Consider the following 21123-nt stretch of genomic DNA (forward strand, 5'->3'; position numbering starts at 1 on the left):
TGATTAATGAAAAATTGGAATAGAAGGGAAATTTGATCCTAAGTTAGCCGTAAAGTGTTGATGGCGGTCACCCATTCCGTCTGGTTGCATCGGGAACAGTGGTGATTTCCGGCGTTTAATTTTTCGGTATTTCCACAATAGGTGCAGGCGTAGATATTTTCTGCTGTGATTTGATTAATTTTTTTTTGATAAGGTTTTGGGAGAACTGGTAAACCGTAACACACTTCGTCATCCTGATAATAATAAAAACTGATATTCCCAGTGGTCTCCAGAATAGCAATTCTCACTTGTCCCAAATGCTCGATGGATTCCTGGCGCATTTCGGAGAAAAATTCGTCCTTGGCAAATGTATGGTCTTTGTGTACTCCTAAAACAAACCTCCCATTCTCAATAACATAAATAGGTTCTCCTTCAATAATATTTTCAAACTTTTCACTTTTCATCGCAAAATAGGTGATTGTACGGTAAAGAAGGATGATGGCAGCAAAGACAATTACCGAAGGCAGTATCGCAGCATCCTTATTAAACATCGGGTCGCCGGCGGCTGAACCAAGAGCGATAATAATAGCCACCTCAAACAATGAAAGCTGGCGTACGCCTTTTTTGCCGGAAAGTCTTAAGATTAATAAAACCATGCTAAACATAATCAATGTCCGAATGATGATTTCCAAGGCGAAGCTGAAGTTCAGATCACCGATAAAGAGTTTGTTCCAATCCAAATCCATAATACTTTTTAAGGTGGTTTTACATTGGTTCAGATTACAAAATTCCCGCCAAGCATTCATTATGAAATAATTACGGAGGATTTACGGCTTGGTTTTTGAAGTTTGCATTTTAATCAACCACAAATATTTTTTATTATGAAAAATTCAATCTTAACAATTCTTGCTATAGCTGCACTAGTCGCTTGTGAGAAAAAGGAAACAGTAAACACAGATATGTCAGCGGACAGTTCAGCAGTAGCAATTGACTCTGCAATGCCTGCTACCGACTCTGCAGCTGTTAAAACACCTACTACAAACACACCAGCTTCTCTTACAGATCAGGACAAAAAATTTGCTGATGCTGCAGCCCAGGGCGGTATGATGGAAGTTATGCTGGGAGAGCTGGCAGCGACCAACGCTTCTGCAGCGTCTGTAAAATCACTTGGTGCGATGATGGCAAAAGACCACGGAAAGGCTAATGAAGAACTCAAAAGCTGGGCGTCCACCGCAGGTTATACTTTACCAACTACTATGAATGCCGAACAACAGAAAATGTATGATGACCTGAAAGCAAAAAAAGGAACTGACTTTGATCGTGCTTATGCCGATGCGATGGTAACAGACCATAAAAAAGACATCGCAGCTTTCAAAAAAGAAGCGTCAGACGGTGGCGAAACTTCCCTGAAATCATTTGCAGGGAAAACAGTTCCGACATTGGAACACCATTTAATGGAATCTGAAAAAACAAAAGCAGCAGTTAAATAATATTAAGGAAAGACAAATTTTGTCACTCTTTTTTAAAGTAAAAACCTCTCAATCACTTGAGAGGTTTTGTTTTATTTAATTAATGAATAACAAAATCATTCAACATTGATTTACATATAAGCTTCAATCGGCTCACAAGTACAGATCAGGTTTCTGTCGCCATAAGCTTCATCAATTCTAGAAACCGTTGCAAAGAATTTATGCGTTCTCACCCACTCCAATGGATAGGCCGCTTTCTCTCTGCCATAAGGTTTGTCCCAAGAGTCAGAGATTACCAACTGTTCTGTGTGAGGTGCGTTTTTCAACACATTGTTTTCTCTGTCTGCGTCTCCGTTTGCAATCTCATCAATTTCTTTTTTGATATTGATCAGCGCTTCAGCAAATCTGTCGATTTCGTCTTTGTTTTCAGACTCGGTTGGTTCTATCATTAATGTTCCTGCAACAGGGAAACTTACTGTAGGTGCGTGGAAACCATAATCCATCAAACGTTTTGCAATATCAGCCACTTCAATTCCCAAAGTCTTAAACTGACGGAAATCTACGATACACTCGTGTGCCACTCTGCCTTTGTCGTTTGCATAAAGGATTGGGAAATGTTCAGCTAAAATTTCTTTTAGATAATTAGCATTTAGAATTGCGTGTTCCGTTGCTTTCTTCAAACCAGAGGTTCCCAGCATTTTGATATAGGCATAAGAGATATTCAAAATCAATCCAGAACCGTAAGGTGCCGCAGAAATTCCTTCTATCGCTTCTTTACCTCCAATCGAGATATTTGCGTTGGTTGGTAAGAATGGAACCAAATGCTCCGCCACACAGATTGGTCCAACACCAGGACCACCGCCACCGTGAGGGATTGCAAAAGTCTTGTGAAGATTCAGGTGACAAACGTCTGCCCCGATATTCCCGGGACTTGTGAATCCAACCTGCGCATTCATATTTGCACCATCCATATAAACCTGTCCGCCGTGGTCGTGCGTCAGTTTTGTAATTTCCTTAATATTGGCATCGAAGAATCCGTAAGTCGAAGGATAAGTAATCATTATACAAGATAGATTCTCAGAATGCTCCTCCGTTTTCGCTTTGAAATCTTCAAAATCAATTTCTCCACTTTCAAGATTCTTTACCACAACGATTTTCATTCCAGCCATTGCTGCAGATGCAGGATTTGTTCCGTGCGCAGATTGAGGGATTAGAACGACATTTCTGTGACTTTCTCCTCTGTTTTTATGGTATTCTCTGATCACCATAAGTCCGGCGTATTCGCCTTGCGCACCAGAGTTTGGTTGTAGAGAAGTTCCTGCAAAACCTGTGATCTCAGCAAGATCTTTTTCCAATTCTTTGATCATTTGTTGATAGCCGCCAGCCTGATCTGTTGGTACAAATGGGTGAACACTTCCCCATTCTCCCCAGGATAATGGGATCATTTGAGTTGCTGCGTTCAGTTTCATTGTACAAGATCCAAGGGAAATCATAGAATGTGTCAAAGACAAATCTTTCCTTTCCAGGCGTTTGATGTAACGCATCAATTCTGTCTCAGTATGGTATTTGTTGAAAACTTCTTCTTCTAAAATTTTATCTTTTCTCAACAATTCTGCAGGAATCGAATATTCTTCTTTCAAAGTCACTTTGTAACCTTGCTTGCCTTTGAACTGAGCAAATGCCTCGATCAATTGGTTTAATTTGTCAACCGTCGTCGTTTCATTAATTGAAATACTTACAATGCCTTGAGAAAAATAATTAAGATTGATTTTCTGATCTCTCATTTTCATTCTCAAAGAAGATTTCTCCTCTTCGTGCAATCTGAATTTTACGGTATCAAAAACTGGTTCGTCCACGATATCATAACCCAAAACTTTCAGCGCATCACCCAAAGCATTGGTTTTAAAATGGATCTGGTCAGCGATAAAATTCAAGCCTTTAGGACCGTGATAAACAGCATACATACCAGCCATTACTGCAAGAAGAACTTGAGCTGTACAAATGTTGGAAGTTGCTCTTTCTCTTTTGATATGCTGCTCTCTCGTTTGAAGCGCCATTCTCAATGCACGTTTACCATACATATCTTGAGAAACGCCAATAATTCTTCCGGGAATATCTCTTTTATAATCTTCTTTACAAGTGAAAAATGCTGCGTGAGGACCACCGTACCCCATTGGAATTCCGAATCTTTGGGAAGTTCCAACGGCACAATCTGCTCCTATATCAGCTGGAGATTTCAGCTTAACCAAAGCCATTGGATCACAAGCTACAACCACTTGAAGATCAAATTCTTTATAATAAGTGATGTTTTCCGTATAATCTAATACAATTCCGTTTTTCCCCGGATATTGCAACAGAACGCCATAATAAGAATCATTAAACTGATGGTTACTGTGATTGCCTACAATCACATCAATTCCAAGACCTTCCGCTTTTGTTTTAAGAACAGAAATTGTTTGCGGAAGAACCAGATCTGAGATAAAAAATTTGGTAGCATTAGCTTTCTTTTGATCCTTAGTTCTGTTATTGAAGAACATGTGCATTGCTTCTGCTGCTGCCGTGGATTCATCAAGCAAAGAAGCGTTTGCCAAAGGAAAACCTGTCAAATCAGAAACCACGGTCTGGAAATTAAGCAAAGCTTCCAATCTCCCTTGTGCAATCTCTGCCTGATAAGGTGTGTAAGCCGTGTACCAGCTTGGGTTTTCAAGAATATTTCTCTGGACTGGAGAAGGCAAAATGGTGTTGTGGTATCCAAAACCGATATAGTTATCAAAGTTAAGATTTTTCTCTGCCAATTCTTTGGAGTGCATCAGCATCTCATATTCCGAAAGTGGCTCCGAGATGTCCAGATCCTTCTCCAGCCTGATGGCATCCGGAATGGTTTGTGAGATGAGTTCTTCAATACTCGCTGCTCCTACTTTCTTCAGCATTTCCGCTTTATCAGACTCATTAAGGCTGATGTGACGATTTACGAATTGTTGTGTATTCATTTATAAAACTTCAAATTAGATTCTTATTAATAAGGTTTGTAAATTTAATCAATTTTGTAAATATCTCTGAAAATGAAAATATGATAAAATCTATCATCACCATATTATTCATACAAATCATATTTTTAAAAACTATTTATTATAAATTAAATCAATTTTCTCCGAGTACTTTTTGAGAACAATATTCCTTTTAATTTTTAAAGTCGGTGTGATTTCTCCACTTTGGATCTCAAAATCCGCAGGCATCAATATAATTTTTTTTATTTTCTCAAAACCAGAGAGATTAGTTTGGATTCCGTCAATCAATTCCTGATAGAAGGATTTGACCTTTTCATTTTCAACGATTTTTTCCCAATTTGTAAAAGGAATATCCATCGTTTTTAATTTTTCTTCAAGTGTTTCAAAATTCGGAACGATGAGTGCTGAAACAAACGGCTTATCATCTGCAATCAACAGGATTTGGTTGATGTAACTATTGTTGGAAAACATATTTTCGATCTGTTGAGGCGCAATGTACTTTCCATTGGAAGTTTTCATCAAATCCTTAATTCTATCAGTAATTGTCAGGTTTCCTTCATTATCCACAATCCCGGCATCTCCGGTCTTCATCCAGCCATCTTCTGTAAAAATCTTCGAAGTCTCTTCCGGATTATTGTAATAACCTTTCATCACGCCGCTTCCTTTTACAAGAATCTCGTCATTCTCTCCTATTTTAATTTGCGAATCGCCAATCAGTTTTCCTGCTGTTCCGTATTTGTATTTTGTAAAAGGGAAAGCTGTGATGGTTGCAGTGGTTTCCGTCATCCCATAACCAACGGTAATATGGATTCCCATTGCATCAAAAAACTGTGTCACTTCAGACGAAATAGATGCACCGCCACAAGGCATAAACCAAAGTCTTCCGCCTAATTTTGTTTTGATTTTATTAAAGACCAAAGTATTAGCAATCTTATATTTTTGATTTAATAAAAAAGGAACGTTTTGCTGATTTCTTTTTCTTTCTGATACTTGAGTTCCTGTTTCAATAGCCCAATTGAATATTTTCTTTTTTGTTGGAGAAGCTGATACAAGCATTTCGTTGATGCCTGCATAAATCTTTTGGTAAAATCTCGGAACGGAACACATTGTCGTAGGTTTTACTTCCTGAAGGGCGTTTGCAATCAATTTTGGATTTTCCAGAAAGCTGACTTTAGCACCCATCGAAAAACAAAACAAAGTCCAACATCTTTCGAAAACGTGGCTGAGTGGCAAAAACGCCATCGACTGTTCTTTCTCAAAATCTTTAAAATTGAAAAAAGCAACGTGCGCATCAAACGCTTTTTGGAAATTGCCATGTGTCAGCATCACGCCTTTCGGGATTCCGGATGTTCCGGATGTGTAAATGATTGTTGCCAGATCTTCATCCAATCTTTCTACAATCTGAAATTTATCCGAAGTATTTTCTATAAAATCTGCTAAAAAGAAAGAATGATCCTTTAAAGTAAAATTCTTTTTTGCAGAGATAATTGTTTCTAAACTTGATGTTTTCCCCAATAGATCGTAACAGATTTCGTATTGATCCTTGTCACCTGTCAAAATAATTTTCGGCTCCGCATGATTGATGATATACTCAACCTGGTCAGCACCATTTGTTGAATAGATCGGAACTGTCACTGCGCCAATCGCAAGCGTTGCAACATCCATAATGATCCATTCCGGGGAATTGTCGGCATAGATTGCCACTTTATCATTTTCTTTGACACCAGCTTCTATCAGTGCATTTGCTGTTCTGAAAACCATCTGCTTGAATCGCATCCAGGTCAGTTCTTTCCATTCGTCATCTTTTTTGAATCCTACAGAGGCTTTCTGTGGAAATCGTTTGGTGTTCTTATTCAGAAATTCCGTAATGTTCATTAATTTGATTTTGAAATGCTCTCAGCATAATTTTTCAGATGAAAATCTATACTTTCATCGATTGGAATAAATTCGTAATTCAACGTTTCACGGATTTTTTTGTTGCTAATCTTCGAATCCGATTTGATGGTTTCGACGTTCGTTTTATTCCCTAATTTAAGAATTGGAATAAACCAACCGAGAATTGCAGAAAAAAACGGAAGTAAGTCAAGAATTGAATTCGATATGATTTTCGCAGGTTTTTTCCCGAAATATTTTCGAACTTTATCTGCAATGTGTTTGTATTTTACGACTTCAGATGTTAGTATAAAACGTTGTCCGAAGATGGACTTTTCCATTAATTCAACGGCAATTTTCGCAACGTCTCGTACATCTACATAAGCTGTGGAACCCGGAAAAGTGAAACCGTTCGACATTTCTTTGAACAGTTTTCCGCTGCTGTGATTCCAGTTTCCGGAACCGATGATCAAACCAGGATTGATGATTACCGTGTTCAAACCTTCTGCCGAAGCGCGCCAAACTTCCATTTCTGAAACATATTTGGAAATGGCATAATTGGAATGATCCAGTTTTTCATTAAAATCAGAATTCTCGTCCATTTCGCCTTGTTCGTTATAGCCATCCAGGACCGCGATGGAACTTACAAAAAGGAATTTGTTAACTTTCAAAGGGTCAATTGCCAACAATAATTTTTCTGTGGCTTCAGAATTATTTTTATATAATTCTTTTTCTGCGCTTGGACTGAAACTGACTTTTGCAGAGCAGTGATACACTTCTTCAGCATCTTTCAGAGCATTTTCGAGAGAATCGTGGTCATCAAAATCAATATTAACCCACTCGATTTGGTCAAAATAAAAATCGGGCTGATCTGTATAAAATTGATAGGATTTCCGAACGTCTTCAAGATTGCTGGTTTTTCGCTTTGTTGCTCGGATTTTTTTTCCTTTTTTCAAAAGTTCTAAGGCTATCACCCTTCCCAAAATTCCTGTTGCGCCTGTAATTAAAATCATTCTTCAATTGGTTTTTCGGGTTCGATTTCAGTTGCTTTTTTCAGAAACTGAATGATGAAATAGGAGTTTGCAAAACAATAAGCGGTAATAATACCAACAAAATACCAGAAACTTTTACCCTCCAAAAAATATTCTCCATTTCCGGAAATTGAATCTCTGAGTACCAGAAATAAAATCCCCAACAGAAAAAGATTGATTAATACTGAGAATATTAGAATGAATTTGAAGATTTTTTTTTGAGACTTAATCATGATTTCCAAAGATAAAACTTCAAATTAATTCTGCAAGAATTCTTTTACAGCCGCATTGAAATCAACAGGATTATTGGCCTGAACCCAATGTTCTGCATTAGCAATTTTAATGATTTTTGAATCCGGAAATTGTTGTCTGATCAGCAATTCGTCCTGGGGTAAAATGTAGTTGGAATTGGCTCCGGCAACAAACAATGTTGGTCCTTTGAAAACCCCAAACTTGATGGCATTGGAGACAAACTCCGTATATTTTTCCGCTAAAGTAATGAGATTGAATCGCCAATCTAGCTTTTTATCATCTGTCCAATAAAGATTTTTCATCAGAAACAGAATGACAAATTTCTCGTGAATATATTCGCCTAAAACTTTTTCAACGTCTTGCCTGGATTCAACTTTCGAGAAATCTACAGTTTGTAAAGCTTTGATAATTCCCTGATGATGTGGCGGATAAGCTTTTGGAGAAATATCAACAACGATTAATTTGCTTACTTTCTCAGGAAATTTGACAGCGAATTGCATTACGGCTTTTCCACCGAGTGAATGTCCCAGAAGATTAACTTTTTCAATTTTATGGAATTCCATGTAATTGAGAATATCATTCGCCAAATCGTCGTGAGACATAGATTCCGAATGAAAACTGCGTCCGTGATTTCTTAAATCCAGAAGATGCGTAGGCATCAATTCCCCAAATTCTTTCCCGAAACTTCCCCAGTTGTCCAGCATCCCGAACAACCCGTGGAAAACCAAAAGCGGTGTTTCTATTCTTTCTTCTCCGTATATTTTTGAGTGTAATATTTGCATTTGATTCAAATTATTTTTACCATTTCGCCAACCTTTTCAAATAAGCCTGAACCGTATTTTCCAAACCAAGATAAAGCGCTTCCGAAATCAAAGCGTGACCAATGGAAACTTCCAGAAGATTCGGGATATTATCTGAGAAATATTTCAGATTATCCAAACTCAAATCGTGTCCGGCATTGATTCCCAAACCAAATTTCTCCGCTTCTAGCGCCGTTTCTACATATAAGCTGATCGCTTCCTCTTTACCTGTAGGATAATTGGTTGCGTAGGCTTCTGTGTAAAGTTCGATTCTATCTGTTCCTGTTTCTGCAGCAAATTTTACCATTTCGGGATTTGGATCCAGGAAAATCGAGGTTCTGATTCCAGCATTTTTGAATTCAGAAATGACGGATTTTAAGAAATCAAGATTTTTTTCACAATCCCAGCCAGCGTTGGAAGTGATTACATTATCAGCGTCGGGAACCAAAGTTACCTGCTCCGGTTTTACTTCCAAAACCATATCAATAAATGGCCGATGCGGATTTCCTTCGATATTAAATTCAGTTTTCACCAAAGGTTTGAGATCGTAAACATCTTTTCTTGTAATATGTCGTTCGTCCGGTCTTGGATGAATTGTAATACCTTGTGCTCCGAATCTTTCCAGATCTACAGCAACCTGGGTAACACTGGGAACATCGCCGCCTCTTGCGTTTCTTAATGTTGCGATTTTATTAATATTGACACTAAGTTTAGTCATAAATGATTATTGATGAATGATAAATAATATTTGTTAAGCCTTTTGAACAATATCGAGTTCAAATTCCTTAGCAGCAGACAATAGATGATCAAAAATATCAGACTGTATATTTTCGTATTTTTCTGTATCTGCCTCGGTTGCAAAACAGTAGATTTCTAAAGGCAAACCTTCCGGCATACTTTGTAACTGTCTTACAAGAATGATTTCTTTCTGATCGATTTGATCATTATTATTAAGATAATTCTGAACATATTTCCGGAAAACCCCAATGTTGGTCAACTGAGTTCCGTTGATAATCTCTTCTGGATTTTCTATTGAATTTTTCTCGTCCAGAATTTCTTTTTCTTTAAGATTGAGATATGTTTTGATAAGGTTTATTTTCTTTAAACGGATCATCAGATCATCATTAACAAACTTCAGGGACTTCATATTGAACATGATCGATTTCTTGATTCTTCTTGTATTTTCGTCTGAAATAACCTGATAATTTTTAATTTCTGTTGTCAGTAAATCATAAGTTGGAATCGTGGAAATTGTTTTATCGAAATTCTTGATTTTGGTTGTCAGAAGACTTATATCTTCAATATTTCCCTCCAATGAATATTTTGGAATAGAAACCCAGTCTCCTACTTTGATATTCTTGGAAGTGGCTACGTGAATTCCGGTTACAAATCCCAGGATAAGATCCCGAAAAATCAAAACCATAACCGCAGTTATGGCTCCCAGACTTCCAATGATGGTTGTACTATTGATCCCGAAAACAACACAAATTCCAATGACGGAGAAAATAAAAATTCCAATGGTTTTTACAGTCTCCGAAACAGTTCTTATTGCAAAATTCTTGTAATAATCTTTTTTGATTAAACTATAATATTCTAAAGCTTTAAGAGAGCGGAAAGCCATTCCTGCAATCACGAGAACTATAGCAAAATTGATCATTCTCTCCGAAAAGATCGTCGTTTTGGTCAGATGACCAAGAAAAATGGAAGTCTGTATAGATCCGGCAATCAATAGAGAAAAAATGTGCGAAAGGGAATTTGTTATCCTTGACTGATAAATAGATTTCATCACAGGATATTTGTCCTCATTCCCAAAAAACTTGAAAACAGAATTGATTACAATCTTGAAAATGAAATCAAAAAGTAAATAGACGAGAAAGATTAAAAGAATTTTTGCACCAATCTGAACAAAAAGATTCAGACCGTCCGGAAAATATTCTGCAATATATTTATACAGAAACTCGGTTGCATCTTGTATTAAATCCTTGGTATCTTGTAATTGGTCATTCATTGGTGCAAAATTAGTAAATGAATATTAATTTACACCATTAAATAAAACCTTAAAATCCTCATTATATATTAAAAATCAACACGAAAAACCACCTCCGCCGGGCATCATTGTTCCGGTTTCAGCAACTTGCTGATTTATCATTTTAAGCATATCTTGTCTCCATTGCTTACAATTATCTTGACCAAAAATTCCACATGGATAACCAGTATAGGTTTGTGTTCCAACTAATTGTCCTCCACTATAGAAATTAACAGTAAGAGAGCAAGTATCTTCTTGCTGAATTTTTCTTTCAAAATTGATTGCATTTGGTATTTCTGCCTTGTAAGGATTAACAGTTAAAAATGATGAAATTAATATTAATAGATAAAAAAAACGCTTTTTCATAATAAAGATTAATAAATTTACTCAAATATAAATAAATTATTTTAATATTTAGCAAATCAAACTATGGATCCAACCTTAATCAACATTATTTCCTTAGCACTCCTTTTCATAGGACTTTTAGGAACTTTCCTTCCCGTTTTACCGGGACTACTATTAAGTCTATTTGGACTTTTAATTTTCAAATTCGGGACAGAAAATGATATGCCGATGATCTACGTCTGGATTTTTGTCTTACTGACGATCATTTCCACCGTCCTGAATTACGTCATTCCTGCAAAAACCAACAAAAAATACGGAGGAACTCGTTACGGAAGTATTGGATCTTTTGTGGGAACAATCGTCGGATTGATATTTATTCCTATTCCGTTGGGATTTCTAATCGGAATGCTTCTGGGCGTTTTTGTTGGAGAATTATTACACGACTTCAATGACAGAAAGAAAGCTCTTAACTCTATGAAAGGTGCTTTTATTGGATTTGTTTACGGAACTGGTTTTAACCTGATGGTTGGACTGGCAATGTTTTTGGTTGTAGGATATTATATTTTCTTTTAAAAAAATCCAGTGATGAATATTAAAATCTTCTTTTGCATTCCTCTTTTATTATTAATGAGCAACTGCAAAACACAAACTTCAATTACAGAAGCATCTACGGTTGCTGATAATACAGTAACCATTGGTCTGGAAAAACAAGTAAAAATTCCTAACTCAAATGTAAGCCTTCAGTTCAAAGAAGTTATGGAAGACAGCCGTTGTCCGGTGAATGTGACTTGTGTTTGGGAAGGAGTCGCAACTGTAAATATGGCAGGAATTTCCGGAACTCAGAAAACCAATTTCCAGGTTGGAACCAGAGATTTCCTTCCCAAGAATGTTACCAATTCTTTTACTTTTTCCGGCTATAAATTCACATTGACAGAGCTGAAACCGCAACCTGGTGCAAAAGAAGAGCCTGTAACAGTCAGTTTTAAATATGAAAAAGAAAATTAGTATGAACATAATTCATAATTCATAATTCATAATTCATAATTGAAAAATTATCCCCAAACAATCGGATTTTTCCCTTTCTCTAAAAGATAATTGTTAATTTTAGAAAACGGTTTGCTTCCGAAAAATCCTCTGTAAACTGAAAATGGAGACGGATGTGCGGATTGAATAATGAAATGCTTAGTCTCATCAATTAATGAGACTTTTTTTTGTGCAAAAGAGCCCCAAAGTACAAAAACCACATTTTCTTTTTGATCCGAGATTTGCTTAATGATAAAATCCGTAAAGGTTTCCCAACCGATATTTTTATGAGAATTTGGTTCGTGAGCCTGAACAGTTAATGTGGCATTCAAAAGGACAATGCCTTGTTTTGCCCAGTCTTGTAAATCATTATTTTTTCTTTCAACGCCCATATCATCTTTCAATTCGATGAAGATATTTTTGAGAGATGGCGGAGCAGTTACATTTTCTGAAACCGAAAAACATAGCCCGTTTGCCTGTCCGTCGTTATGATAAGGATCTTGACCAATGATTACGACCTTCACATCATCGAATTCTGTAAGTTCCAATGCACGGAAAATCTGTTTCGTGGGCGGAAAACATTTTTTAGAATTAAATTCCATTTTTACTTTCTCCCAAAGGTCTTTGAAATAAGCACTTTCTTTAATCGGTTTCAGAACATCGGTCCAGGTCATAGCAAGATTTTTGGCAAAATTAAATTTAGAAATCGATTAATGCAAATCTGCTGACATTTACGTCAATTAAAGTTAATTATTCACAAATATCGTTTGGCTTAATTTTATATGTAATAAATTCGCGGAAAATATACATTTTCCCATCAATTTTTAGAATGAAAATCTGGAACACATTTATCTTTTCGATCATTTTTATGGCTCATCTTTCAGCACAAAACACCATTATTGTAGGCACTTACACCAATAGTGAAAAGTGCAAAAGCGGTGGAATTTATATTTTTGATTTTGATGAGAATACTTACCAATACAATCTAAAATTCCATACTGAAAATGTTATCAATCCAAGTTTTGTAAGCCTGAGTCCGGATAAAAAATTTCTTTTCTCAGTGAATGAAGATGGCTATAAAAGCACGATCACGTCTTTTTCAATTGATGAAGCTGATGGAAGATTAACCAAAAAAGATCAGAAAAAAACACAGGGCGAAGATCCGGCTTTCCTGATTTCTGACGATCAAAATGTCATCACAGCCAATTATTCCGGCGGAAGCATCAACGTTTTTAAGCGATTTGAAGATGGAAAATTATCCGAAGTGTTTCAGAATATTAAGTTCGAAGGAGTTGGTGTAAATCCGAAACGTCAGGAGAAGTCGCACATTCATCAGGTTCAGTTTTCTCCGGATCATCAATATGTTTTGGCAACGGATCTTGGATTAGATAAAATTTACGTTTTCAAATATCATCAATCGGGAGAAAATGTTTTAGAAAAAATTGGAGAATTTGATGTGAAGAAAGGTTCAGGACCAAGACACATTGCTTTTGATAAAACAGGAAAATTAATTTATTTGGTTCAAGAACTGAGTGGCGACCTTTCTGTTTTAAGTTTTAATGAAGGTAAAATTGAATTGATTCAGGAAGAAACGTTGTTATCCAGAAAAGTAAGATTCCATTTCCGCGCTGCTGATATTCACTTGTCTGAAAATGAAAAATTCCTCTACGTTACGAATCGTGATGATGCGGATGACATTACGACTTTCAAAATTCTGAAAAACGGGAAAGTCAAAAAAGTTCAGCAAATCAAAACCACAGGTAGAAATCCTAGAAATTTTGCCATCAGTCCTAATAATAAATTGGTGCTAATTGCCAATCAGGACACCAATAGAATCAATATTTTCACCAGAGATTTGAAAACAGGCGAATTGACTTCAACCAGAAAATCAATTCCAGTCTGTAGTCCTGTGAATGTTATATTTTACGAAAAAGGTAAATAATTTTGCTTCAAAACAATATTTAAATTAAAACACAGTTATTAATAGTTAATGCTTGATGAAATCGATGCTTGATAAAAAAATTATTCTCTCTTTCTTACTGATTTTCATTAGCAGTTTGCTCTTCTCGCAGACTGACAAAGAAAACGAAATCGAAAACGTCGTTATCCAAGGCGTAAAAAAATACAAAAACAAAAGAGAAAATCCTGCATACGCAATTATGCGCGAGGTTTGGAAAAAGAAAAAATCCAACGGATTGCTCCTTCACAAAGATTACAAATACAAAACTTACGAGAAAATAGATTTCCGCCTGGATAATATTGACAGCGCTTTTACCAAAAAAAGAGCTTTCCGTGGAATGGATTCTATCATTTTCAAATACAATGATTCCTCGGAAATCGCAGGAAAAGCTGTTCTACCAGTCTTCATCACCGAAAGTATTTTCGAAACCTACGGAAAGAATGACCCGAAAAAAGAACGTAAAGATCTTTTAGCAACGAGACTATCCGGTCTCAAGAACAATCAGATCGTAACGAAGACTGTCCAAGGTATGTATAAGGACATTAATATTTATGATAACACGATCAATTATCTGAATATCGGTTTTGTAAGCCCTGTTTCCACGGATGGTTTTGGTGTTTTTGATTATAATATTACAGATACAATTGAGGTCAATACCGTCAGAAGTTACGAGATCAGATTCACACCGAAAAATCCGGAAGCTCTTGCGCTTAAAGGCAGACTTTATATTTCGATGGACAAATATAATGTGATGAAGGTGGAAATGGAAACGAACAAAAAGATCAACATTAATTTCGTTAAAAAAATCTCCACGGATTTGGAGTTTGATAATCCCGACGATTCCACTTTTATCCCAACCAGAAATGAAACGACAATCAATCTCGTCACCAATGATAAAGACAAAGCAAAATCCATCATAGCAAGGCGAGTCGCCAATTATTCGGATTATGAGTTTGATAAAGGAATTCCGGATGATTTTCTAAATAAAATCGTGATCCCGGAAGATGAAATGGTTGCAAAAGATGAAAGTTATTGGGAAACCAACAGAACAGAAGCACTTACAGAAAGCGACCAGAACATCTATAAAATGTACGACGAGTTAGCAGAAAATCCGAAGTACAAAAAGATTGTGAAAATCGTGGAAATAGGAAATTCCGGCTATTTTCATATTGGGAAAGGCATTGATATTGGAAATATATTTCAGTCATTTGGATACAACGATATTGAAGGCGTAAGATTGCGAGGCGGCTTCCGAACTTATCGTGGCAAAAACGATATGTGGAGAATTCAGGCTTACACGGCTTACGGTTTCCGCGATCAGAAATGGAAATTTGGAGGCGAAGCCAAATATATGTTCAACAAGGACAACCGATTTATGATCGGAACTGGATATAGAAAAGACGTGCTTCAACTTGGTGTTCAGCTGACGACGGATGAAGGCATTATGACCAGATCATTCGCTTCTTCTTCTGTTCTTAACAGCGGCGAAACTACATCTATGAGTTCAGTAAATCAAACCAATATTTTTACAAGCATCGAACCTTGGAAAAACTTCCAGATAAGATTGGATGCGACTGCTCAGAATATTAAATCGGCAGATTCTAATTTATTCAACATCGATTACTACAGACAAGGTGTTCTAAGAAATGATCTGAATGACACCAGATTCACCACAACGTTGATATACAGACCAGGAATCAAATTCTCTACCTATGGCGTGGATCGATACGAGATGACTGCTTTGGCAACGAATCCATCAATTATTTTAAAATACACGAAAGGTGTGGGCGGTGTTTTCAATTCAGATTTCAATTATAATAAATTGCAATTTTATTATTATCAACCCTTCATTTTGGGGAATTGGGGACGTTTGTTCACCAATGTTGAAGTTGGTAAAAACTTCGATTCTCTCCCACTCGCTTTGCAGAATGTAATGCCTGCCAACCAATCTTACGGTTTGGTAAGAGGAGTTTTCTCGTTGATGAATTATTACGAATTCGTTGCAGATTCTTACGCAGTTTTGTTTTTGGAACATCACTTCAACGGAAAGATTTTGTCTCAGATTCCATTAATTAAAAAACTGAAACTTCGTGAAGTTGCCTTTTTCCGTTCAGGAATTGGAAGCCTGAAACAAGGCACAATCAATATGAATGCGGGGAATCTTACGCTTAGCGCTCCGGAAAAACCTTATTATGAATATGGTTTTGGTATCGAGAATATTGGTTGGGGAAATTTCAGATTGTTAAGATTGGATTTCAACTGGAGAGGAAATTACCTCAATCATAATACTTCTGCGACTTCCGAGGTTAGAAAATTCGGTGTTCAGTTTGGTTTCCAGATGAATTTTTAGGAAATTTGTTGAAAGTCAGATTTATATTTAAATCTGTGACAGAAATCTCTAAAACTCCTTCTCAATGACAATCCAGAAAATCACGCTATTTCTAAGTTTTTTAATTTTCACAAGTCTTTATTCGCAAAGAGAATTTGTATTCTTTGGTTCTTATAACTGGGAAAAAGGTTCAGAAGCTGTTTACGTATATGAACTTGATACAGAAAGCGGAAAATTGACCAAAGTTGCTTCATCATGTGATGTCATTAATCCGGGTTACATTACTATTTCCAACGACGGAAAATACGTTTACGCCGCATCCGACGCAAAAACTCCGAACTATGGAACAGTAAGCTCGTTTGCTTTTGATGCCGATAAAAAATCATTGACTTTCCTCAATCAACAAAAAACAGGCGGCGAAAATCCCGTTTATGTGAATGTTGACAAAAGTGGAAAATGGTTGATTAATGCAACTTACAACTTAGCAACGATTTCAGTTTTTCCACTTCTTGAAAATGGAAAAATTGATTCGATAGCGCAACATTTTACATTCACGGAAGGAAGTGGTATTAACCCAAAAAGACAGGAAAAAGCACACACGCATTCTGCTGTTTTCTCACCAGATTACAAAACTGTACTTGTTGCAGATTTGGGCGCTGACAAAATTCTACAATATCCATTTGACTTCAATCAGGAAAAACCTTTGATAGACAGTCAAAGTACATTTATCAGTACAAAACCTGGTAGTGGACCAAGACATATCACTTTCAGCAAAGATGGAAAATTGGCTTATTTGATTGAAGAATTAGCTGGAATGATTTCCGTTTATGATTTTTCCGAAAACAAGTTGAAGGAAATCCAGAGAATTGCAACGCATCCAGACAAAATCAAAGAAGGTTTTGAAAGTTCTGATGTCCACATTTCGCCAGACGGAAAATTTCTTTACGCGAGCAACAGAGGAAAAGAAAATAACATTGCGATTTTTAAAATCAAAGAAAATGGAACTTTGGAATCTATCGGTTATCAATCTGTGAAAGGGAAACATCCAAGAACTTTTGCGATAGATGAGACAGGAAAATTCATTATTGTAACTAATGTTATTTCTCAAAATGTAACCGTTTTCAAAAGAAATATAGAAACCGGAATGTTGAAAAAGGTAGGCAAACCAGTTTCTATTAAAAATGTGACTTGTGTGAAGACGAAGATGTATTAATTGCTTCCACTAAAACTGTAAACATCTCCAGATTTATTTTTACATTCTCTGAAAAATTCTTTTGGCAAACCATTTTTAAGATTTATTTTAGATGCAACATTTTTATCACAGTTCGAATCTAAATTTCTAAAAATCAAAATTCCATTGTGCAACTCAGTTGGTAAATCAAGAATAACAGACACATTATAGTTTCCTAAATATTGATTTTTTTCATTAAAGATTAATATTCTGTTCGTAAATCTTTTTGACAATCCCCAGACCCAAACCGAGTTCATAACTTTGTAAATTTTCCTATCAGGGGTTTTTACTTTGCCTAAATATTTTAAATGAGTTTCTGTTCGTCCTTTCTCATTCCAATTTCCAAAAATAAATTCTTTATCAATTATATTTTTACGCAGTACTTTTAATCTAATGTTTTGGTCATTGATTTGTGTTTTCCATAAAAGTGGAAATATTATTAATAGTAGAAATAAGCTTTTCAAATTGATGAATATTTAAGACTTTGATATGAAATTTTACTGTCTTTAAAAATACTTATAAATTACCTTATCTTTGCAAAAAATCGGAATTGGACGTTAGAGCAAAAAAACACCTTGGTCAGCATTTTCTTACAGACCAGAATATCGCACGTGACATTGTAGATTCGCTTTCTTTGGAAGGTTACAAAAAAGTTTTGGAAGTAGGTCCGGGAATGGGCGTTCTTACCAAATTCCTTCTGGAAAAAGACGTTGAAACTTATGTTGCGGAAATCGATAACGAGTCCATCGATTATCTCAAAAAACATTATCCAAAATTAGAAGAGCAACATTTCGTTGGCGACTTTCTGAAGACAGATATTCCAGCAGTTTTTGGTGGCGAAGAATTGGCTGTGATTGGGAATTTTCCATACAATATTTCGTCTCAGATTTTATTTAAAATCATTGATAATTTCCAGTATGTTCCGGAAATGAGCGGAATGTTCCAGAAAGAAGTTGCAGAGCGAACTTCCGGCGTTCCAAGGACAAAAGATTACGGGATTTTGTCAGTTTTGGTTCAGGCTTATTACGATGTGGAATACCTTTTCACGGTTCAGGAAAATGTGTTCAATCCACCACCAAAAGTGAAATCCGGCGTTATCCGAATGAAGCGAAATCTGAAACCTGGATTGGAAGGAAATGAAGTTCTCTTCAAACAAATCGTGAAAGCTGGATTTGGACAAAGACGCAAGAAGATGAGTAATTCTTTAAAAGTTCTTGGGATTCCTGAAGCTATGCAATCGCATCGTTTTCTTGACATTCGTGCGGAGGAATTGTCTGTTGCAGATTTTATTGATTTTACGAATGAGTGGAAGAATAGTTTGTAGGTTTTAATTCTCGCAGATTTAATTGATTTAGCAAATTCTTTCTATAAATTATTATATTAAAATTTTACTTAAAGTTTGTCATTCCGTAGGAATCTCGAGAGTCAAGTTTAGATTCCTGCGGAATGACAAATACGACAGTCATTAAGCTTCTGGAAATTTAGTTTAAATTCCTTATTTTTGTGGTATGGAAAAAGTGGTATTGGTAAATCCGAACGATGAAGTTTTGGGGCAAATGGAAAAAATGCAGGCGCATGAAAATGGACTTTTGCATCGTGCATTTTCGGTGTTTCTATTCAATGACCAAGGCGAAATGCTTTTGCAGAAACGTGCTGACGAGAAATACCACTCGCCAAAACAATGGACCAATGCTTGTTGTTCTCATCCAAGACTCAACGAATCTTATCTGGATGCAGCGAAAAGACGCATCAAAGAGGAATTGGGAATCGATTGTGAGTTGACGGAGAAATTTCATTTTATCTATAAAGCAGATGTTGGAGACGGACTTTGGGAACACGAATTGGATTATGTTTTCACGGGAAATTTTGATGGAGATTTCAATCTAAATCCTGAAGAAGTTTCGGAAATACGATATGTATCTATTGCTGATTTGCAAAAGGAAATTTCTGAAAATCCTGAACATTTTACCGAATGGTTCAAAATCATTTGGGCGAAATATCGCAATCAGTTGAATTAATCCCGAAAATATTACTTAACTTTATTATCAAATCTCAGAATTATGAAGGCTTTGGTAATTGGTGCAACTGGCGCAACGGGGAAAGATCTTGTAGATCAACTTTCTCAAGACCCGGAATTTGAGCAAATTGATATTTTCGTACGACGACGTTCTGATTTTCATAATGACAAGATCACGGCACACATCGTAGATTTTGACCGACCGGAGGAATGGAAACATCTTGTGAAAGGCGATGTAGCATTTGCCTGTCTGGGAACGACTTTGAAAACGGCAGGAAGCAAGGACAACCAGTGGAAAATAGATTACGATTATCAATATAATTTTGCAAAAGCGGCGAAGGAGAATCAGGTAGAGGATTTTGTCTTGGTTTCTGCCTACGGTGCAAATCCTGATTCTAAAATCTTCTATTCCCGAATGAAAGGTGAATTGGAAGAAGCGATCAAAAATCTGAAATTTGAGAAAACCACGTTCTTCAAACCTGGGATGCTGGAACGGAAAAATTCTGATAGAAGTGGCGAAGTTTTCGGATTAAAAGCTTTGAAGTTTATCAATAAATTGGGACTTTTCAAAAGTCAGCAGCCTTTGCCAACATCGGTTCTTGCAAAAGCGATGATTAATGCTTCGAAGATTAAATCCAAGAGTTTTTCGGAAGTTAGCTTACACAGTATTTTCAGTTTTGCTGAGAAATGTAAATAAAAAAACCAATCGGTTTTGATTGGTTTTGAATTATATTAATTTGTTCTTTCTTTCAAATATTTTTGCCATTCCCAAGTGGTTTTGAGTGCTTCTTCCAGAGACGTTTCGGATTTCCAGCCCAATTCTTTTTCGGCTTTGTCTGCATTGGCATATGCTACCGTAATATCGCCTTCTCTTCTTGGACAGATCTGATATGGAACTGCTACATTATTTGCCAACTCAAATGCTTTTACGACTTCTAGAACGGACGAACCTTTTCCAGTTCCCAGATTGTAAATATCCAAAACAGTTTGCTCTTCGGAAATAATTAATTTTTTAAGCGCTGCAACGTGTGCCTTTGCCAAATCTACAACGTAAATATAATCACGAATTGCTGTGCCGTCTACCGTTGGATAATCGTCGCCCCAAATGCTCAGTTTTTCTCTAATTCCTGCTGCAGTCTGCGTTACATAAGGAACAAGATTATTCGGAATTCCGGATGGTAATTCTCCTAACAAAGCTGTTGGATGTGCACCAATCGGATTGAAATATCTTAACAAAGTCACTCTTTTGTGGTAAGCTCTCGAGAAATCTTTTAAAATATCCTCACCCATTTGCTTGGTTTTTCCGTAAGAAGATTCGGCTTCTTTGAGAGGCGTATTTTCGTCGATTGGCATTACGTCTGCTTGGCCATAAACGGTGCAAGAAGAACTAAAAATAAAATTCGAGATATTTCTTTTTCTGAATTCCTGAAGAACATTAACCAATGAAAACAAATTGTTCTCATAATAATCCAAAGGCTCTACCATGCTCTCTCCTACTGCTTTTGAAGCCGCAAAATTGATACAACCTTTGATATCGTGCGCCTCAAAAACCTGAGTTAATAATTCTTTTCTTCTTAGATCGAATGGATAAAAAATCGGACGTTTGCCTGTAATTTCCTCAATATTATTAAGAATGAATTTTTCTGAATTTGAAAGATCATCTACAATGATGACTTCAAAATTGTTATTAATTAGTTCTACAACTGTGTGTGAACCGATGTAGCCGAGACCGCCTGTTACAAGTATGGACATTTAATTAATTGTGAGTAGTGAATTATTAG

21 protein-coding genes are annotated in these 21123 nt (G+C 36.3%); 9 read left to right on the plus strand and 12 right to left on the minus strand.

Annotated elements, in window-relative coordinates:
• Window positions 1-38 precede the first annotated feature (38 nt).
• Entirely contained in the window at window positions 39-785 is a 747-nt protein-coding gene (locus tag OPU68_RS06220) for a DUF421 domain-containing protein (RefSeq protein WP_498473136.1), read from the minus strand.
• Window positions 786-860: 75 nt separating this feature from the next.
• Between OPU68_RS06220 and OPU68_RS06225 the strand changes: the two genes are divergently transcribed.
• Window positions 861-1469: a DUF4142 domain-containing protein gene (locus OPU68_RS06225; protein ID WP_498473137.1), complete on the plus strand. Its 609-nt coding sequence runs from the start codon at window positions 861-863 to the stop codon at window positions 1467-1469.
• Window positions 1470-1579: 110 nt separating this feature from the next.
• Here OPU68_RS06225 and gcvP read toward each other — a convergent pair whose 3' ends face one another.
• From gcvP to OPU68_RS06265, 8 genes are all read right to left on the minus strand, one after another.
• Entirely contained in the window at window positions 1580-4438 is a 2859-nt protein-coding gene (gene gcvP, locus OPU68_RS06230) for an aminomethyl-transferring glycine dehydrogenase (RefSeq protein ID WP_498473138.1), read from the minus strand.
• A gap of 132 nt (window positions 4439-4570) precedes the next feature.
• The gene (locus OPU68_RS06235) at window positions 4571-6331 is read right to left on the minus strand and encodes an AMP-dependent synthetase/ligase (protein WP_498473139.1); all 1761 of its coding nucleotides are present in this window, start codon (window positions 6329-6331) and stop codon (window positions 4571-4573) included.
• On the minus strand, window positions 6331-7341 hold the full coding sequence (locus tag OPU68_RS06240; RefSeq protein ID WP_498473140.1) for an NAD-dependent epimerase/dehydratase family protein: 1011 nt from the start codon (window positions 7339-7341) through the stop codon (window positions 6331-6333). The genes OPU68_RS06235 and OPU68_RS06240 overlap by 1 nt, the downstream gene beginning before the upstream one ends.
• Window positions 7338-7592 carry a hypothetical protein gene (locus tag OPU68_RS06245; protein WP_498473141.1) on the minus strand — a complete coding sequence of 85 codons (255 nt, stop codon included), beginning with the start codon at window positions 7590-7592 and terminating at the stop codon, window positions 7338-7340. The genes OPU68_RS06240 and OPU68_RS06245 overlap by 4 nt, the downstream gene beginning before the upstream one ends.
• Window positions 7593-7616: 24 nt before the next feature.
• Complete coding sequence (locus tag OPU68_RS06250) at window positions 7617-8393, minus strand: alpha/beta fold hydrolase (protein ID WP_498473142.1); 777 nt, start codon at window positions 8391-8393, stop codon at window positions 7617-7619.
• A gap of 16 nt (window positions 8394-8409) precedes the next feature.
• Window positions 8410-9129 carry a pyridoxine 5'-phosphate synthase gene (locus OPU68_RS06255; RefSeq protein ID WP_498473143.1) on the minus strand — a complete coding sequence of 240 codons (720 nt, stop codon included), beginning with the start codon at window positions 9127-9129 and terminating at the stop codon, window positions 8410-8412.
• Between the two features lie 33 nt (window positions 9130-9162).
• Complete coding sequence (locus OPU68_RS06260) at window positions 9163-10419, minus strand: mechanosensitive ion channel family protein (RefSeq protein ID WP_498473144.1); 1257 nt, start codon at window positions 10417-10419, stop codon at window positions 9163-9165.
• A 75-nt stretch (window positions 10420-10494) separates the two neighbouring features.
• Window positions 10495-10803: a hypothetical protein gene (locus OPU68_RS06265; protein ID WP_498473145.1), complete on the minus strand. Its 309-nt coding sequence runs from the start codon at window positions 10801-10803 to the stop codon at window positions 10495-10497.
• Window positions 10804-10866: 63 nt separating this feature from the next.
• Between OPU68_RS06265 and OPU68_RS06270 the strand changes: the two genes are divergently transcribed.
• Window positions 10867-11355 (plus strand): DUF456 domain-containing protein, encoded by a 489-nt coding sequence (locus tag OPU68_RS06270; protein ID WP_498473146.1) that lies wholly within the window; start codon window positions 10867-10869, stop codon window positions 11353-11355.
• Between the two features lie 12 nt (window positions 11356-11367).
• The gene (locus OPU68_RS06275; protein ID WP_498473147.1) at window positions 11368-11787 is read left to right on the plus strand and encodes a hypothetical protein; all 420 of its coding nucleotides are present in this window, start codon (window positions 11368-11370) and stop codon (window positions 11785-11787) included.
• 47 nt (window positions 11788-11834) lie between these two features.
• Here the strand turns inward: OPU68_RS06275 and OPU68_RS06280 are convergent, their stop codons facing one another.
• Entirely contained in the window at window positions 11835-12479 is a 645-nt protein-coding gene (locus OPU68_RS06280; RefSeq protein WP_498473148.1) for a uracil-DNA glycosylase, read from the minus strand.
• A gap of 155 nt (window positions 12480-12634) precedes the next feature.
• On the opposite strand from OPU68_RS06280, the gene OPU68_RS06285 reads away from it, so the two are divergent.
• The 3 genes from OPU68_RS06285 (at window position 12635) to OPU68_RS06295 (ending at window position 17307) form a co-directional block, all read left to right on the plus strand.
• The gene (locus OPU68_RS06285) at window positions 12635-13747 is read left to right on the plus strand and encodes a lactonase family protein (RefSeq protein WP_498473149.1); all 1113 of its coding nucleotides are present in this window, start codon (window positions 12635-12637) and stop codon (window positions 13745-13747) included.
• A 64-nt stretch (window positions 13748-13811) separates the two neighbouring features.
• On the plus strand, window positions 13812-16115 hold the full coding sequence (locus OPU68_RS06290; RefSeq protein ID WP_498473150.1) for a DUF5686 family protein: 2304 nt from the start codon (window positions 13812-13814) through the stop codon (window positions 16113-16115).
• A gap of 64 nt (window positions 16116-16179) precedes the next feature.
• Complete coding sequence (locus OPU68_RS06295; protein ID WP_498473151.1) at window positions 16180-17307, plus strand: lactonase family protein; 1128 nt, start codon at window positions 16180-16182, stop codon at window positions 17305-17307.
• Here the strand turns inward: OPU68_RS06295 and OPU68_RS06300 are convergent.
• Entirely contained in the window at window positions 17304-17789 is a 486-nt protein-coding gene (locus OPU68_RS06300) for a hypothetical protein (protein WP_498473152.1), read from the minus strand. The genes OPU68_RS06295 and OPU68_RS06300 overlap by 4 nt on opposite strands.
• 86 nt (window positions 17790-17875) lie before the next feature.
• Between OPU68_RS06300 and rsmA the strand changes: the two genes are divergently transcribed.
• The 3 genes from rsmA (at window position 17876) to OPU68_RS06315 (ending at window position 20039) form a co-directional block, all read left to right on the plus strand.
• Entirely contained in the window at window positions 17876-18649 is a 774-nt protein-coding gene (gene rsmA, locus OPU68_RS06305) for a 16S rRNA (adenine(1518)-N(6)/adenine(1519)-N(6))-dimethyltransferase RsmA (protein ID WP_498473153.1), read from the plus strand.
• Window positions 18650-18833: 184 nt separating this feature from the next.
• Entirely contained in the window at window positions 18834-19343 is a 510-nt protein-coding gene (gene idi, locus OPU68_RS06310; RefSeq protein WP_498473154.1) for an isopentenyl-diphosphate Delta-isomerase, read from the plus strand.
• A 42-nt stretch (window positions 19344-19385) separates the two neighbouring features.
• Entirely contained in the window at window positions 19386-20039 is a 654-nt protein-coding gene (locus OPU68_RS06315) for an NAD(P)H-binding protein (RefSeq protein WP_498473155.1), read from the plus strand.
• Between the two features lie 35 nt (window positions 20040-20074).
• On the opposite strand, the gene galE is transcribed toward OPU68_RS06315, so the two are convergent.
• Window positions 20075-21094 (minus strand): UDP-glucose 4-epimerase GalE, encoded by a 1020-nt coding sequence (galE, locus tag OPU68_RS06320; protein ID WP_498473156.1) that lies wholly within the window; start codon window positions 21092-21094, stop codon window positions 20075-20077.
• Window positions 21095-21123: the final 29 nt, after the last annotated feature.

The organism is Chryseobacterium sp. TB1-D10 (assembly GCF_059803555.1).

What these genes read in the sequence shown, in the direction of transcription:
- OPU68_RS06315 (WP_498473155.1), top strand. Translation starts at nt 19,386, where the DNA reads ATGAAGGCTTTGGTAATTGGTGCAACTGGCGCAACGGGGAAAGATCTT.
- OPU68_RS06290 (WP_498473150.1), top strand. Translation starts at nt 13,812, where the DNA reads ATGCTTGATAAAAAAATTATTCTCTCTTTCTTACTGATTTTCATTAGC.
- OPU68_RS06265 (WP_498473145.1), bottom strand. Translation starts at nt 10,803, where the DNA reads ATGAAAAAGCGTTTTTTTTATCTATTAATATTAATTTCATCATTTTTA.
- gcvP (WP_498473138.1), bottom strand. Translation starts at nt 4,438, where the DNA reads ATGAATACACAACAATTCGTAAATCGTCACATCAGCCTTAATGAGTCT.
- OPU68_RS06255 (WP_498473143.1), bottom strand. Translation starts at nt 9,129, where the DNA reads ATGACTAAACTTAGTGTCAATATTAATAAAATCGCAACATTAAGAAAC.
- OPU68_RS06220 (WP_498473136.1), bottom strand. Translation starts at nt 785, where the DNA reads ATGAATGCTTGGCGGGAATTTTGTAATCTGAACCAATGTAAAACCACC.
- OPU68_RS06245 (WP_498473141.1), bottom strand. Translation starts at nt 7,592, where the DNA reads ATGATTAAGTCTCAAAAAAAAATCTTCAAATTCATTCTAATATTCTCA.
- OPU68_RS06225 (WP_498473137.1), top strand. Translation starts at nt 861, where the DNA reads ATGAAAAATTCAATCTTAACAATTCTTGCTATAGCTGCACTAGTCGCT.
- OPU68_RS06250 (WP_498473142.1), bottom strand. Translation starts at nt 8,393, where the DNA reads ATGCAAATATTACACTCAAAAATATACGGAGAAGAAAGAATAGAAACA.
- OPU68_RS06235 (WP_498473139.1), bottom strand. Translation starts at nt 6,331, where the DNA reads ATGAACATTACGGAATTTCTGAATAAGAACACCAAACGATTTCCACAG.
- OPU68_RS06260 (WP_498473144.1), bottom strand. Translation starts at nt 10,419, where the DNA reads ATGAATGACCAATTACAAGATACCAAGGATTTAATACAAGATGCAACC.
- galE (WP_498473156.1), bottom strand. Translation starts at nt 21,094, where the DNA reads ATGTCCATACTTGTAACAGGCGGTCTCGGCTACATCGGTTCACACACA.
- OPU68_RS06280 (WP_498473148.1), bottom strand. Translation starts at nt 12,479, where the DNA reads ATGACCTGGACCGATGTTCTGAAACCGATTAAAGAAAGTGCTTATTTC.
- OPU68_RS06270 (WP_498473146.1), top strand. Translation starts at nt 10,867, where the DNA reads ATGGATCCAACCTTAATCAACATTATTTCCTTAGCACTCCTTTTCATA.
- OPU68_RS06240 (WP_498473140.1), bottom strand. Translation starts at nt 7,341, where the DNA reads ATGATTTTAATTACAGGCGCAACAGGAATTTTGGGAAGGGTGATAGCC.
- OPU68_RS06285 (WP_498473149.1), top strand. Translation starts at nt 12,635, where the DNA reads ATGAAAATCTGGAACACATTTATCTTTTCGATCATTTTTATGGCTCAT.
- idi (WP_498473154.1), top strand. Translation starts at nt 18,834, where the DNA reads ATGGAAAAAGTGGTATTGGTAAATCCGAACGATGAAGTTTTGGGGCAA.
- OPU68_RS06295 (WP_498473151.1), top strand. Translation starts at nt 16,180, where the DNA reads ATGACAATCCAGAAAATCACGCTATTTCTAAGTTTTTTAATTTTCACA.
- OPU68_RS06275 (WP_498473147.1), top strand. Translation starts at nt 11,368, where the DNA reads ATGAATATTAAAATCTTCTTTTGCATTCCTCTTTTATTATTAATGAGC.